The organism is Acinetobacter sp. GW821-FHT01C12 (assembly GCF_059422625.1).
In genome coordinates this window covers 194,223-209,890 of record NZ_JBWKXD010000002.1, presented here as the reverse complement: position 1 = coordinate 209,890, position 15,668 = coordinate 194,223, and the positions used below count along the sequence as shown (strand labels likewise).

General features: G+C 39.0%; 15 protein-coding genes. 12 read left to right on the top strand and 3 right to left on the bottom strand.

Annotated features, from left to right (window positions below; genetic code table 11):
• Positions 1–113: 113 nt before the first annotated feature.
• Positions 114–1,352: an MFS transporter gene (locus AC07WY_RS06595; protein ID WP_004724861.1), complete on the bottom strand. Its 1,239-nt coding sequence runs from the start codon at positions 1,350–1,352 to the stop codon at positions 114–116.
• 188 nt (positions 1,353–1,540) lie between these two features.
• Between AC07WY_RS06595 and AC07WY_RS06590 the strand changes: the two genes are divergently transcribed.
• From AC07WY_RS06590 to AC07WY_RS06550, 9 genes are all read left to right on the top strand, one after another.
• Complete coding sequence (locus AC07WY_RS06590) at positions 1,541–2,032, top strand: cupin domain-containing protein (RefSeq protein WP_105713660.1); 492 nt, start codon at positions 1,541–1,543, stop codon at positions 2,030–2,032.
• A gap of 13 nt (positions 2,033–2,045) precedes the next feature.
• Positions 2,046–3,050, top strand: coding sequence for a hydroxyquinol 1,2-dioxygenase (locus AC07WY_RS06585; RefSeq protein ID WP_494736015.1), 1,005 nt, complete (start codon positions 2,046–2,048; stop codon positions 3,048–3,050).
• A gap of 65 nt (positions 3,051–3,115) precedes the next feature.
• Entirely contained in the window at positions 3,116–4,651 is a 1,536-nt protein-coding gene (locus AC07WY_RS06580; protein ID WP_494736014.1) for an aldehyde dehydrogenase family protein, read from the top strand.
• Between the two features lies 1 nt (position 4,652).
• Positions 4,653–5,720, top strand: a complete 1,068-nt coding sequence (locus tag AC07WY_RS06575; RefSeq protein WP_494736013.1) for a maleylacetate reductase — start codon at positions 4,653–4,655, stop codon at positions 5,718–5,720.
• Positions 5,721–5,748: 28 nt separating this feature from the next.
• On the top strand, positions 5,749–6,606 hold the full coding sequence (locus tag AC07WY_RS06570) for a dioxygenase family protein (protein WP_494736012.1): 858 nt from the start codon (positions 5,749–5,751) through the stop codon (positions 6,604–6,606).
• A gap of 2 nt (positions 6,607–6,608) precedes the next feature.
• On the top strand, positions 6,609–6,941 hold the full coding sequence (locus AC07WY_RS06565) for a Rieske (2Fe-2S) protein (RefSeq protein WP_494736011.1): 333 nt from the start codon (positions 6,609–6,611) through the stop codon (positions 6,939–6,941).
• Between the two features lie 117 nt (positions 6,942–7,058).
• Positions 7,059–8,777 carry an arylsulfatase gene (locus tag AC07WY_RS06560; RefSeq protein WP_494736010.1) on the top strand — a complete coding sequence of 573 codons (1,719 nt, stop codon included), beginning with the start codon at positions 7,059–7,061 and terminating at the stop codon, positions 8,775–8,777.
• Between the two features lie 138 nt (positions 8,778–8,915).
• Positions 8,916–9,890, top strand: coding sequence for a formylglycine-generating enzyme family protein (locus AC07WY_RS06555; RefSeq protein WP_494736009.1), 975 nt, complete (start codon positions 8,916–8,918; stop codon positions 9,888–9,890).
• A 15-nt stretch (positions 9,891–9,905) separates the two neighbouring features.
• A complete protein-coding gene (locus AC07WY_RS06550; protein ID WP_494736008.1) occupies positions 9,906–11,114 on the top strand; it encodes an OprD family outer membrane porin in 1,209 nt (402 codons plus the stop codon).
• A 38-nt stretch (positions 11,115–11,152) separates the two neighbouring features.
• Here the strand turns inward: AC07WY_RS06550 and AC07WY_RS06545 are convergent, their stop codons facing one another.
• Positions 11,153–11,521, bottom strand: a complete 369-nt coding sequence (locus tag AC07WY_RS06545) for a nuclear transport factor 2 family protein (RefSeq protein ID WP_494736007.1) — start codon at positions 11,519–11,521, stop codon at positions 11,153–11,155.
• Between the two features lie 155 nt (positions 11,522–11,676).
• Between AC07WY_RS06545 and AC07WY_RS06540 the strand changes: the two genes are divergently transcribed.
• The 3 genes from AC07WY_RS06540 (at position 11,677) to pcaF (ending at position 14,354) form a co-directional block, all read left to right on the top strand.
• A complete protein-coding gene (locus tag AC07WY_RS06540) occupies positions 11,677–12,360 on the top strand; it encodes a 3-oxoacid CoA-transferase subunit A (RefSeq protein WP_494736006.1) in 684 nt (227 codons plus the stop codon).
• Between the two features lie 2 nt (positions 12,361–12,362).
• On the top strand, positions 12,363–13,016 hold the full coding sequence (locus AC07WY_RS06535) for a 3-oxoacid CoA-transferase subunit B (protein ID WP_494736005.1): 654 nt from the start codon (positions 12,363–12,365) through the stop codon (positions 13,014–13,016).
• Positions 13,017–13,148: 132 nt separating this feature from the next.
• Positions 13,149–14,354, top strand: a complete 1,206-nt coding sequence (gene pcaF, locus AC07WY_RS06530) for a 3-oxoadipyl-CoA thiolase (protein ID WP_494736004.1) — start codon at positions 13,149–13,151, stop codon at positions 14,352–14,354.
• Here pcaF and AC07WY_RS06525 read toward each other — a convergent pair.
• Entirely contained in the window at positions 14,338–15,288 is a 951-nt protein-coding gene (locus tag AC07WY_RS06525) for a LysR family transcriptional regulator (protein ID WP_004724832.1), read from the bottom strand. The genes pcaF and AC07WY_RS06525 overlap by 17 nt on opposite strands.
• Between the last annotated feature and the right edge of the window lie 380 nt (positions 15,289–15,668).

Sequence of the window (15,668 nt, the reverse complement as noted above, 5' to 3'; positions counted from 1 at the left end):
AGGGTGTTTTATGAATTTTTATCCAATAATTTAGCTTAATTAACTGGCAATACTCACTAGTAGATACTTTCTTATCAGTTCAAGTTCACTACTATGGGGAGTTTAATTTCAAATCATTCAATACGCTGTATTTTACGAGGAGCTGTTTCTTTAATAAAGAAACTGATGACTACACCAATACTTGTACCGACTAAGCTCAAATAAAAAATATTTTGAATACCATAACGTTCTGCGACTATTCCCGATAGGACTGGCGCAATACCTCCACCAAATATTTCTCCAGCACCGACGACTAAGCCGATTGAAGATGCAACTAAACCCGCGGGCGCAGATTCTGCCGCAATCGGTCCAGAAAGAAGTGCAATCAATCCTAAACTGAAAAAAGACAAGATAAATAATAAACTGAATAGACCAAGTAACGAAGGTGCTGCATTTGAGAATAAAAGAATAAAGATGGTTGAGCCAATGAAACTTAAGATTGATGCTGCACGACGGCCAATCCAGTCAGAGAATGATGGGATCAAGAATTGTCCTAAAAAGCCACCAAAACCAATTGCAGATACAATGATTCCCATGTCCTGTACATTCAATTTAAGGTGATTCTCTAGATAAAGTGGTAGCATTGCACTGATGACAAATACACAAGACATTGTGCAAAATAATCCAATCATACTGAGTAAAATATTACGGTTTTTTAATACAGCAATCCAATTCACTTTTTCTTGATTCTGAGTTTGTTTCTCTAAAATAAGTAATTGTCCACCTTGCGTTTGTTCAGGTTCACGTAAAACAAAAAAGAGAAATACTGCAAGAATAAAACCAGGAATAGCCACGACCCAGAAAACTTCACGCCATGAAGGAAGAACAAGCATTAATTGCGTCGCAATGATGGGTCCTAATCCTAAACCAAATAAAGCAAATCCACTCTGTTGTAGTCCTTGTAACATTCCTCTACGTGATGGTTTTGCTGCTACAGCAGTTGCTGCAAAACTGGTCGGACAAAAGGCACCTTCTGAAACACCCATGAGCGCACGTATAAGAATCAAACTGGTTAGCCCCATGGCAGCACCAGAAAAGCCAGATGCGAGTGAGAAAACAACCAAAGAAAGAATGAGGATTTTACGATGACCAATTTTATCTGAAAGCCGACCAGCAAAGATTGCGAAAACACCCCAAGTAACACCTAGAGCACCAAAAATTAAACCGACATCTTGATAGTTTAAAGAAAGATCTTTCATGATGGACGGAAGAAGAGGGGCAATGATCCAGCGATCTAATCCGACTAAACCAAATCCGAGTGTGAGTAAAAGTACGATCTTCCATTCGTAAGACGTGTCCCATTGTTTTTGCATTTTGTATTCCTTGTCATTCGCGAAGTGTTTAACTCGCGATTCCTGCGAGTTGACAAAAAGTATAATTTGCTTTTTTGGACTTTTTTGTTCGATTAGACCGAACAGTCTTGTCGATAAAACGTCCATTGTTATCGACTGTGGTATGACTTAATTTTTAATTGTGTCATGAGGACGATTGAGGAAATAGGATGAATACATATACAACAAAATTCGGAAGTATAGATAATTTCGAAAAAGGTTCAATTGAAATGATTCAAGGCAAACCATCACATTATGTATTTTCTAATGTGTTTGAAGTTGCGAGTCTAGCGGAGCCTTATGAAAAAACGGTTGTAGGGATTAATCAAAAATATGTGATCGAATCAATTCGTGCAGAAGGTACTTCAGAGTGGTTCTGTTGTGCACACGATGAATTTGTCATTTCAATGGATTGTGAGGTTCGTGTTGAATTTTTAAAACTGGAACAAGCAATAGATACTTCAATCGAAGGGACTCAGGCTGCAGGTGATCAACCGAAAGGTAAACCCATGGGTTATGTGGTACTAAAAAAAGGCCATCAAGCCATTCTGCCTGTCGGCACAGCCTATCGTTTCAATAGTCAAAAGCCAGCAACGCTGATTTTACACACAATTAAAGGACCACTTTCTGTCGAGAAATGGTCAGAAATTTGTTTGAAGTAATAGGAGATTAGGGATGAACTCTGCACAAAATACATTTGCAAGTGAGCAAGTTGAAATCATTGGGAAAAATGAAACTACAGGGTATATCACATTTAAACTTGGCAATTTCATGCTTAGTCGTGATGAGTATTTTGCCAAGATTACATGGACTGCAAAAGGGAGTGAGCACTCACACTTAATGTCTGTCGATGCATTTTTAAGAGCAGTTATGCGTGATGTTGCTTGGGGGTTCTTCTACGGTTGGGTCAACTTCGATCATGTGATTGGAACTCAAAATCACTACGGTAGCGTCGATATGTATGCCGGTACATTTAATGGTGTACTCAATGCTGTTGGTGTGGACTACGTTGAAAATTTTGAAACACCAAAAATCATGGCAACATTTAAAGCCATTTTACATGATTGGGTAAATGCAGACTTTGATCCATTTGCAGCACCGGAAGAAACTGGTAGCGCGTTCGGTCGAAAAAATGGTGAAAATATTGAAGCGATTGATCGTTATCGTATTGCAACCAAACGCATGCCAGGTATGACAGGAGATTCGCCATTACGTGATGATTTACCAGTCAATCGCCAGTTTGCAGATGTAGATCAAGACGAGCCTTTAGTGCATTGTGAGCCTGGATTTGAAGGTGAACTCAGCGCATTTAATTTGTTTAAATATATGTCTCGTTCAGATGTGACGTGGAATCCGTCAGTGACTTCAGTTTGTAAGGCGAGCTTATTCTGTCCAACCACAGAAGAATATATTTTACCGATTTTCCATGGCAATGACCGTGTGGAATGGTTTATGCAAATTTCTGATGAAATTACATGGGATATTGCTGATAAAAATGATGGAAAACCTTTTGCACGTATTCTCATGAAAGCAGGTGATATCTGTGCAATGCCTGCCAATATTCGTCATCAAGGCTATTCAACAAAACGTTCGATGCTTTTAGTTTGGGAAAATGCAACACCTGATTTACCAGAAAAATATGCATCTGGTGAGTTACCACCTTATCCAGTGTCATTCTAAGCACATGTTCTCGGGCTAAGTCGAACAGTGAAGTAGATTTAGCCCTATTCAAAAGGTTTTTAAATATGAATACGCAATTACGTGTTGATGGGACAGTTGTACCTGAACAAAAGGTATTGGATCTGATGAAAGTAAATACACAACTTTTTATTAATGGTAAATTTGTTCCTGCCATAAGTGGTGGAACGATTGATGTACTCAATCCAGCAACAGGTGAAGTAATTACCAAAATTGCTGCGGCAGAAGCAGAAGATGTGGATGTTGCAGTGCAAGCCGCGCAAAAAGCTTTTCCTGCATGGGCGGAAACACCAGCAGCAGAACGCGGTCGTTTATTGTTGAGATTGGCTGATTTGATTGAAGAAAATTCAGAAGAATTGGCTCAGCTTGAATCTTTGGATACTGGACATCCAATTAAGGATTCACGCCGTTTAGATGTACCACGTACAGCAGCTTGTTTCCGTTATTTTGGTGGTATTGCTGACAAGATTGAAGGCAATGTGATTCCCGTTGAACAAGGTTTTTTAAACTATACCACACGTGAGCCGATTGGCGTGGTTGGTCAAATTGTGCCATGGAACTTCCCACTGATGTTTACCAGTTGGAAACTTGGTCCAGCACTTGCAGCAGGTAATGTTGTGGTGATGAAGCCTTCAGAAGTTACACCATTATCCACCCTCAAAATCGCTGAATTGATTAAAAAAGCTGGCTTTCCTGATGGAGTGGTGAATATTGTTCCAGGTTATGGCCATACCGCAGGTCAACGCTTAGCTGATCATCCTGATATTGGAAAAATCTCTTTTACAGGATCAACACAAACAGGGCGCGGTATTGTCAATGCCTCTTCAGGCAACTTGAAACGTGTACAGCTTGAACTGGGTGGTAAAGGGGCGAATATTGTCTTTGAAGATGCCAATCTTGATGCCGCTGTAAATGGTGCGGCTTGGGCAATTTTCCATAATCAGGGGCAAGCATGTATTGCGGGTTCGCGTTTGGTATTACATGAAGAAATTGCAGATCAATTTTTAGAGAAGTTCGTTGCTTTAGCACAATCTATTCGTTTAGGTGATCCTTTAGATCCAGATACAGAAATGGGGCCTTTAACATCAGAATTACATCGTGACAAAGTTTTGGCATACGCCAAAATTGCAGTGGAGCAAGGTGGGAAAATTTTGCTCGGTGGTACTGCGCCGCAAGATGCTCGTTTGAAAAATGGATATTTCGTCATGCCAACTATCGTTGAAGCAAAAGTAGATGATCGTGTTGCGCAAGAAGAAGTTTTCGGTCCTTTTGTTACTGTTATTCGTTTTAAGGATGATGCCGAAGCATTACAAATCGCCAATGGGACTGAATACGGCTTGGGAAGTGGTTTATGGACAAACAATCTACAACGTGCACATTTATTTGCTAAGAAAATCAAAGCTGGCATGTGCTGGATTAATAGCTATAAACGTGTCAATCCAGGTAGCCCATTTGGTGGTGTAGGCAAGTCAGGTTATGGGCGTGAAATGGGCTTTGAGGCGATCCATGACTATACCGAAGTTAAATCGGTATGGATCAATGTTGATGCCATAATACCGCCGCACTTTCAACGAGGGGAATGAAATGCAAAATTTTCATTATAAAGCACTCCCAATCAATGTTTATTTTGGAAATGCAGAATCGCAAAAGACCAAAAGTATTTTAGTGGACAATGGCTTTTCTTCAGTTCTGGTGATTACAACACCAGAACAAGAAGAAACAGGCTTAATGATGGCAAAGCAGTTGGGTGAATTGGCTGTGGGTGTTTACCCACATGCAGTGATGCATGTTCCAACCGGTGTTGCTGATGAAGCGATTCAGTTTGCAACCAAAAAGAATATTGACTGTTGTTTGGCTTTGGGTGGTGGTTCGACGATTGGACTTGCTAAGGCGATCGCATTAAAAACTGGAATTCCAATTGTCGCTATTCCAACGACTTATGCAGGTAGTGAGATGACCACAGTCTATGGTTTGACTGAAAATAATCTCAAAAAAACAGGCAAAGATATCAAAGTACTTCCTAAAGTCGTGATTTATGACCCTGAATTAAGTCTGACTTTACCTGCTGGTATTTCCGCAAGTTCAGGAATGAATGCAATGGCACATGCGGTTGAGGCACTGTATGCACAGGATAAAAATCCGATTATTAGCATGATGGCAATTGAGTCGATTAAGTCACTTAGTCAGGCTTTGCCAAAAATTGTGAAAAACTCACAAGATATCGAAGCGCGTAAGCAAGCCACTTATGGTGCTTGGCTTGCTGGGATTTGTTTGGGTTCAGTTGGCATGGCAATTCATCACAAACTTTGTCATACCTTGGGTGGAACTTATAATCTACCCCATGCACAGGCACATGCTATTACTTTGGCATATTCAGCACATTATAACCGCAAGGCAGATATCCAAGCCATGGATCAACTTGCTCAGGCACTCGGTGGGCAAAGTCATGAACAAGTTGGACAACTGATTTATAAACTTAATCAACAACTGGGTATTCCATTGGCTTTAAAAGATATTGGGTTGCCAGAAGACGGTCCAAGCGAAGTGGCTCGCATTACCTGTGAAAGCCCATATTACAATCCGAGAAGTTATGAAAGAGATGAATTGGAAACACTTCTTCAAAGGGCTTATCTCGGTTTAGAGCCGAGATAATTTGCTTGATCAAAAAGGGAGTTTTGATATGCATGACGTCACGATGAGTGCAATAAATAGTTTTGAACAGATTCAAAATCCACGTTCTAAAATGTTAATCCAAAAATTAGTTAAAGCGATTCATCAATATATCAATGAGGTGGAATTAACCCAATCAGAGTGGGAAGTGGCAATAGATTTCTTGACGCGAACAGGGCAACTTTGTCATGACCAGCGTCAAGAATATATTTTACTTTCAGATGTACTTGGCGTATCTATGTTGGTGGATGAAATTAACCATAGCAAAAATCTAGCACAAACACCGAGTACTGTTTTTGGTCCATTTTTTATTGCCAATATGCCGATCCGCAACTATGCAGAAAGTATTATTGAGAAAAATATTGGTGATGAAATTCCCCTGTTAGTTAAAGGGAAAATTTTAAATCAGCAGGGTGAAGCAATCGTGGGTGCCAAAATAGAAGTATGGCAAACAGCAGAAAATGGCATGTATTCGGGGCAAGATCCTCTGCAAACAATCTCCAACTTACGTGGTGCATTTATCAGTCAGATGCAGGGTGAATATGCATTTAAATCTATTTTACCAGTCAGTTATCAGATTCCTTCTGATGGAACAGTAGGTGAACTTTTAAATTATTCCGAACGTCATTTTTGGCGGCCTGCACATATTCATTTCATGATCACAGCTGAAGGGTATCAACCTTTAGTCACTCACTTATTTATTCAGGATGATGAATATTTGAATACTGATGCCGTATTTGGCGTCAAAGATCGGTTAATTGTTGGTTTTCAGCAACAGTGTTCCAGCGTGGAAGATCAGACTCAATTTACCTTCAATCAAAACTATAACTTAATCGAATATGACTTTGTTCTCAGTCAAGGGGAATGATGATGTCGACACGAATCAAGCTTTGTGAGGTCGGTGATTTTTCAGATCAACAGGTCTTAAAAGTCAATCATCCGTTAAAAATAGACAAAAGCATTGTGATTATTCGCAAAGATGGGAAGTTTTACAGCTATGAAAATGTTTGCCCTCATTTTTTAGTACAGCTTGATTACCGTTCAGGGCAATTTTCAATTTACCAAAATCAAGTGATTATGTGCGCACACCATTCAGCACTTTTTGATATAGAAACAGGTTTATGTATCGATGGACCATGCAAAGGTCAAAGTTTAATTAAAGTTGAAAATGAACAAATTAATCAAGATCTCTATTTTAAATAATTGTTCTGAATTCGTGAACACTGAAGTTGATCAAAGATGATTTTTTAAGCGATGGAACTAGATTAATTTAGACATGTTTAGGATGACATTTATTTTAACTAAATTAAGGAAAATTCAATGGTTATGAAGAAACTTATACTCGCATTATTTATACCGACAATACTTGTTTCGTCTTTGGCGTTTGCAGCTGACACTAAAAAGCCCAATGTTTTGGTGATTGTGGCTGACGATCTTGGCTTTTCTGATACAGAGCCTTTTGGTGGTGAGATTTCTACCCCGAATATTAAAAAATTGGCTAAAGAAGGTGCTATTTTAACTAATTTTCATACGGGTCCTACTTGCTCAGTGACTCGTTCAATGTTGTTGACAGGTAACGATAGTCACCAAGCTGGCTTTGGTACGATGGCAGAATATTTACAACCAGAACAGAAAGGTAAATCAGGTTATGAAGGTCGTTTGAATAATCGTGTTATTACCCTAGCTGAAATTTTAAAAACGCAGGGATATGTATCATTCGTTACAGGTAAATGGCATTTGGGTGCAACGGAAGATAGCCATGCAAAAGCGCGTGGCTTCGATCGCTCATTTACACTCATGCCAGGAGGTGCTGCACATATGGATGCTAGCCAAATGTTCCCTGGAAATTATAAAGCACGATATTTTGAAGATGGTCAGGAGGCAACTTTACCAAAAGAATTTTATTCAAGTGACTTCTTTACCAGTAAAATGATTTCCTATATGGAAAATGACCGTAAAAAAGGTCAACCATTCTTTGGATATTTGGCTTTTACTGCACCACACTGGCCTTTACAAGCACCAGATCAATATTTAAAGAAATATGATGGATACTACAAAGATGGCTATGAAAAAATTCGTCAAACACGCTTAGAGCGTATGATCAAATTAGGCATTATGCCAAAAGGAACCAAGGTTAATAACCCGTTGGTAGATGCATTCCCAGCTTGGGATAAGTTAACCGAGGTACAGAAAAAAGATCAAGTGAAGACCATGCAAATTTATGCAGCGATGATTGATAACATGGATCATAATATTGGTCGTGTGATTAATTATCTCAAACGTAGTGGTGAACTTGATAATACTTTGATTTTATTTATGTCTGACAATGGTGCAGAGTCTGCCACACCAGAATCATTAGGCACCACTGAAGACAAAAATGGTATTCGTGAATGGGTAGATACCACATTTGATAACAGCCCAGAAAATATGGGTAAAAAAGGTTCTTATGTAACACTTGGGCCTCAATGGGCGCAGGTTGCATCAACGCCACTGCCTTATTTCAAAAGTATTTTGTCAAATGGTGGAATTCATGTTCCAGCCATTATTCGTTATCCAAGCAAAATTAAATCTGGACAGATTCAACCTGAAACGATTCATGTGATCGACTTTGTCCCAACAATACTTGAGCTGACAGGTGCTCAAAGACCTGAAAGTTATAAAGGTAACTCATTATTAAAAATGGAAGGTCGTTCATTCTTATCTGCGTTTAAGGGAAGAGCATTACCAGAACGTGCATTAGGGTGGGAATTTAATACACGCAGAGCTTTGTATAAGGGCGATTGGGCTGTTCAATATCAAGCACCACCTTATGGCACTGGTGAATGGGAACTTTACAATCGAAAAATTGATCCATCATTCTTGAAGAATTTGTCATCTCAAAATCCAACAAAAATGCAAGAGTTAGCAAAAGATTGGGCGGATTACGCACAGCGTGTTGGTGTGGTGGAGGCTCCTGTTCGTTATAAATATGGCCAAATGAACTGCTTCTACGATAAGTGTATTCAACCTGAGTTCTTAAAAAAATTATCTAAGCAATAACCCATATAAAAACAAAAAGTAGTTTCCTATTGAATCAAGGTACGAGCTTATCAATGTTGATTGATCATCTACTGGTGATGGGTTCATCTTGTATTCACTAGAAAATATCATTTTGCTGGCTGTCTAAGAGATTTTGGCATGAAGAGTTTTCATAGTGTAGTGCTGTTGGGGAGTATTTTTCTAGCAGCCTGTGGTGCTCCTCCAAAGCAGGAACACGTAAAAACTTCACTGAAGTTAGGAAGTTTAGCCCAATGTAAACAATATTTGGGGCTTCCTCATGATTGGCGAAAAGACCCTCAGGCAGGTATGGTCAAAATTCATGGTGGAACGTTCAATATTGGGAACAATAAAAGCTACCCAGAAGAGCAAGCACTTTATAAAAGTGAGCGTACAGTCAGTGACTTCTGGATCGATGCGACAGAAGTCACTAATGCTCAGTTTCAAAGTTTTGTAAACGAAACAGGTTATGTGACTGAAGCGGAAAAGCAGGGTGAAGCAGCTGTATTTTATCAGCCGACACAGCCAGTATCAGAATTGGCATGGTGGAGTTTAGTCAAAGGTGCAAACTGGAAGCAGCCTTGGGGAGAAATTGCTGAACAGAAAATTCAGGCAAACGAACCTGTCCGGATGATTACACTGAAAGATGCGGTGGCGTATGCAAACTGGTTAGGTCGAGATTTACCTACTGAAGAGCAATGGGAATATGCAGCTAAAGGTTTTAGTAAAGTACATGATACTCATGCCGATAGCGAACATGTTGATGCAAATGTTTGGCAAGGAGAGTTTCCATATCAAAATGAAAATAAAGATGGGTTCACTGACGTTGCCCCAGTAGGGTGCTTCAAGGCCAATGGATTTGGTTTATTCGACATGATTGGAAATGTATGGGAATACACAAATAGTCCATTCAAAGGCACACATGATGATCACATGGGCATGCAACAGCTCAATACAGATCAAGCTCAAACATTTAATCGTTACACGATCAAAGGAGGATCATTTCTTTGTGCAGCGAATTATTGTCAGCGCTATCGAGCTTCTGCCCGGCACCCGCAAGAAATTGACTTGGCTATCAGCCATGTCGGTTTTAGGACGATTAAAAATATTAAATAATTTAATGGATTAGATATGAATAAAAATATAATTGCAGTGCCATTGTTTACAGCAATGGTGGCAATGGTGAACTGCACCTATGCAAAAGAGATTAACGTTGATGTAATACTAAAAAACCTATATGCCGATCGGAATTTTGATGACTCAGCCAAACCCTCAGTAGGAAGCTGGAGTCAAAGTGTTATTGCACGTGGTAATACTCAATATGCATTATCAGATGACACAAAGTTGCTTTTTACTGGATCGGTACAATATGCGAGACGTTTGAGCGAAGATAAGCATTTAAATGACATGATTTTACCTTTTGATGTAAATACACAAAAACAGGCTTCAAGCTATAATAAAGTAGCTGGATCAATGGGGGTACAGCATAAAAATCACAAAGTCACTTGGGGAGAACAATGGGTAGATACGCCACTGGCGACTACAGATTATAGTCGGCAACTGATCACTATTTATCAAGGTCTATTATATTCTGGTCAATTGAATGAACAGTTAAATGTGGATATTGGCTATTTAGATAAATATTCACCACGAAATGAAGAAGATTTTAGAAAAATTTCTGTCAACAAAAAAGAATCTGATGGATTGGCTTATATTGATTTAAAGCACAAAGCTTTCGATAATAAATTACAGACTCAGATTTTTGTGAGTGAATTAGAAGATTTATATAATCAATACTCTATAGGACTGAACTATAAAAATAGTATTGAACAATTTAGATTCAATACTAAACTTAGATATTATTATACAGAAGAAACAGGTGTTGAACTGCTTGGTAATATAGATAACCAATATATTGGGCTACTTCACGAGATTAGTTACGGGCCAAATACTATTGGTTTGGGCATCCAAAAAATTGAAGGAGATAGTAATTTCCCAATGTTAGATAGTGCCGTTCCTGTCCTCAGTTATATTAACTGGACACAAGGTACATTCAATAAGGCAAATGAACTTTCATATCATGTTACCTTCAATCATGATGCAAGTTGGGCATTACCAGGTTTAAATCTTTTACTCCGTTATGTAGATGGCCAAAACTATATGATCAATGGTCAAAAAGGATTTGATGAAAGTGAATTTGATATCATTATGAATTATCGTATGAATGAAGGACGATTTAAAGGACTTGGTTTTCAGTGGCTAAACTTAAATTATAAAAATGATCTTAAAGGTGATTACATTGAGAATAGATTCTTTACCACTTATACGATGAATTTTTAAAGATTTTAGAATCAAGAGGGGATTTTTCCCTCTTTGATTTATTTTATAGGCGTCGGTTGATAAGCAAAAAGAACAACACTATCTTTGGTTTTTTTCCATATCGACAGTGTGCGATTTTTTAATTTAACAGGTTTACCTTGTAAAAGCAGTTCAGCTTCAAATATTGCAAAAGTTAAAAGGTTATCTGAAAACTCGACAATATTTTCAATATTATAATCAATTGTTTTATAAATATAATACTGATTTTCTAATTTTTGCATATAGCTAGAAAGATGATCTATTTTAGCACTACTATGCACATAGATCAGTTCTGGATCACATAAGCTTTCAAATTTTTTATAATCTTTTTGTGTTAAGGCTTGAAAGCGTTCTTTCTCAGCCATTTTTACAAGGTGAATATAATCCATAAAATAAAATCCGAGGTTTAAATCATTTATTCTATTTCAAATTGGAGGAGGAATTTGTTTCTAAAATGGAAACAATCAGTTTGTATAATTAAAAGAATAGACAATTTCTTTATTCAATATAATAAATATAAGCCTATAAATGATAAGTAAGTCCTATGATAGATAAAAGTGCGGCATCCTTAGCCGAGATGCTCTCTCAAATCCAAGATAGTTCGACCATTATGATTGGTGGCTTTGGAACAGCAGGACAACCCGCAGAGCTGATCGATGGGCTGATTGAACTTGGCGTTAAAGATCTGGTGATTGTCAATAATAATGCAGGTAATGGCGATTACGGTCTGGCTAAACTGCTTAAATCGGGTGCAGTCCGTAAAATCATTTGTTCTTTCCCACGTCAGTCTGACTCTTGGGTATTTGATGAACTCTATCATGCGGGCAAGATCGAACTGGAACTGGTTCCTCAAGGTAATCTTGCGTGTCGTATTCAAGCCGCAGGAATGGGCTTAGGGGCAGTATTTACCCCAACAGGCTTTGGTACCTTATTGGCAGATGGTAAAGAAACTCGTCATATCGATGGCAAAGACTACGTGCTTGAATATCCGATTAAAGCAGATTTTGCACTGATTAAAGCACATCAAGGCGACCGTTGGGGCAACTTGGTTTATAACAAATCAGCACGTAACTTTGGTCCAATCATGGCGATGGCTGCAGATGTCACCATTGCGCAGGTTTCAGAGGTGGTTGAATTAGGTCAACTCGATCCTGAACACATTATTACCCCAGGAATTTTTGTTCAGCATGTGGTTGCAGTTGATGCAGCTAATGGTAATGGAGAATAACAATGAGCTACCAAAAACTAAGCCGTGACCAAATTGCTGAACGTGTTGCCCAAGATATTCCCGATGGTGCTTATGTCAATTTAGGTATTGGTTTACCGACCAAGATTTCAAAATATCTGCCAACAGATAAAGATGTATTCCTGCATTCTGAAAATGGTTTATTGGCTTTTGGTCCTCCACCAGCCAAAGGTGAAGAAGATCCTGAGTTGATTAATGCAGGCAAAGAATATGTCACCATGCTAACGGGTGGCTCGTTTTTCCATCATGGTGATTCCTTTGCCATGATGCGTGGTGGACATTTGGATATTGCTGTATTGGGCGCATTCCAAGTGGCAGCCAATGGCGATCTTGCCAATTGGCATACCGGTGCGCCAGATGCGATTCCTGCGGTGGGTGGTGCAATGGATTTGGCTGTAGGAGCCAAGAAAGTCTTTATCACCACCGATCATGTGACCAAGCAAGGTGAACCTAAGATTGTTGAAGAACTGAGCTATCCAGTAACAGGTAAGCATTGTGTTGATCGTATTTATACCGACCTATGCGTGATTGATGTGACCACTGATGGCTTAAGAGTGCTTGAAAAAGTTGCAGGTCTGAGCTTTGAAGAATTACAGGCTTTGACGGGTGCTCAATTGATTGATGCGACACAGGGATAATAAATCCCTCCCTTGCGGAATGATTAAATCTCCCCTAACCCCTCTTTATGAAAGAGGGGAACTTCTTCTTTTACAAAGAGGTGAGCTACGGTAGTAGCAGCGCAAGGGAGATTATTTAAGGATATAAACAACATGAAAAACGCTTACATCATAGATGCCATCCGTACCCCATTTGGTCGTTATGCCGGTGGTCTTGCGCAAGTCCGTGCAGATGATCTTGGTGCTATTCCAATTCAAGCATTGATACAGCGTAATCCAACGGTAGATTGGCAGCAAGTCGATGATGTGATTTATGGCTGTGCCAATCAGGCTGGTGAAGACAATCGTAATGTTGGGCGTATGTCAGCATTATTGGCAGGTGTGCCATACCAAGTGCCAGCAACCACTGTCAACCGTTTATGTGGATCGTCACTGGATGCGATTGCTATGGCAGCTCGCGCCATTAAAGCCAATGAAGCAGATTTAATCATTGCCGGTGGCGTAGAAAGCATGAGCCGTGCGCCCTATGTGATGGGTAAGTCGGACAGTGCTTTTGGACGTAGTCAAAAGATTGAAGACACCACCATGGGCTGGCGCTTTATCAATCCAAAACTCAAAGAATTGTATGGTGTGGACAGCATGCCACAAACTGCTGAAAACGTGGCAGAACAATTCAATATTAACCGTGCGGATCAAGATCAGTTTGCGCTGAATAGCCAACAACGTACCGCAGCAGCACAAGCTCAAGGCTTTTTCCAAAATGAGATTGTGCCCGTCACTATTTCACAGCGTAAAGGTGATGCTGTGCTTGTGGATACTGATGAACATCCACGTGCATCAACCACTTTAGCTGCACTGACAAAACTTAAAGGTGTGGTAAAAGCTGATGGTACGGTCACGGCGGGCAATGCCTCTGGGATTAATGATGGTGCAGCGGCGTTATTGATTGCTTCAGATGAAGCTGTAGAAAAATACCAATTAAAACCACGTGGCAAAATTATTGCAGCAACCACGGTGGGTGTTGAACCAAGAATTATGGGCTTTGCACCCGCGCCTGCAATCAAGAAACTGCTTAAACAAGCTGATCTTAGTTTAGCGCAAATGGATGTGATTGAACTGAATGAAGCTTTTGCTGCCCAAGCTTTGGCGGTAACCCGTGATTTAGGTTTGGCAGATGATGATGCACGCGTCAATCCCAATGGTGGGGCGATTGCTTTAGGTCATCCTTTGGGTGCATCAGGTGCCAGACTGGTGACCACAGCCTTAAATCAACTTGAACAGATCAAAGGTAAATATGCCCTATGTTCAATGTGTATTGGGGTAGGGCAAGGTATTGCCTTGATTATTCAAATAACTTAACTTTATCAGATAAGTGATTATGTTGTATTAATTCAATATCCCAATCAGGAATTGTATCTAGACGAGCAATTAAAAAGTCTAAAAGTTTACGAATTTTTGAAAGATTTTTTGAATTCGCAGGAAAGACGGCTCGTAAGCTATAATTTAATAATGGAAAGTCAGATAGGATGGCGGTAAGTTGGTTGTTCATTAAGTATTTATGGGCAACTAACGTAGGTAGACATACTATCCCCCCTTCACTTAACGCAAAATCACGCAATAAATGAACTGATGAAGATACGATCTGTATATTTATTTCCATCTCTTTAAATTCATTATCATTTAAATATTGAATTCTATTTCGAGTAGGGTAGCCAGAGTAATATCCAATTTGAATTTCTTTTAACTGTTCAGGAACTAGAATATGTTTAATATTCTGGAGATACTTAGGCGAGCAACATAAGACACGATTGACATTAAATAGTTTACGTTCAATTAAGCTTTCACCTGTTGGAGGAAACATTTGAAAAACAATGTCAAAACCTTCTGCAATAGGATCAATAATTCGATCATTGACGACAATATCGATATCTAGATCAGGGTACTCTTTTAAAAAAGTAGCTAAAAAATGACCAAAATAATCTATGGCAAAACCAGGTGCCATATGGATTCTCAGACGACCTTGCATTTTTGAAGTAGCATGTGCCATTTCATCAGCTAGTATTTCAAAACTTTTTATAAGCGATGCGCACTCCCTATAATATTTTTCACCAATATCTGAAAGCCTTACGGAGCGAGTGCTACGGTGAAAAAGTGGCGCTTTAATAAAATTTTCTAGTTGTTGAATTCGATTGCTAATTACTGATCGAGTTACTCCTAATTGTTCTGCAGCTTTAATAAAGCTGCCACTCTCAGCTACTCTTACAAATGCTTCCATGCATTGTAATTTATCCATTTCAGCGTTCCTCTAATAATTTCTTAATTTTGCTGGTAAAATTAAAATTTCTTAATTCCATAATAGCATTTGTTAGACTAAAATTTAGTTTGGAGTTTATTTACAAGTATAGGCGAAATCAGCAATATAATTTTAAGATGAACAAGCCTGTACCAAAAAAGCTATCTCACAATTAATTAATCTTCTTACAACCACGCTTTTGATCAATCGCAGACATCTCTCGAACTGGTTGGACTCAAACAACCTATGATATACTGGATCAAAAGATAAACACACAAAATCAAAACTACTTAGACAAAGATTAATATTTAAAGTTTTATCAATTTTTTGAGACGATGGTAAAGCCTCATACCCCGATATAAATCTCACTTGCAATGGGA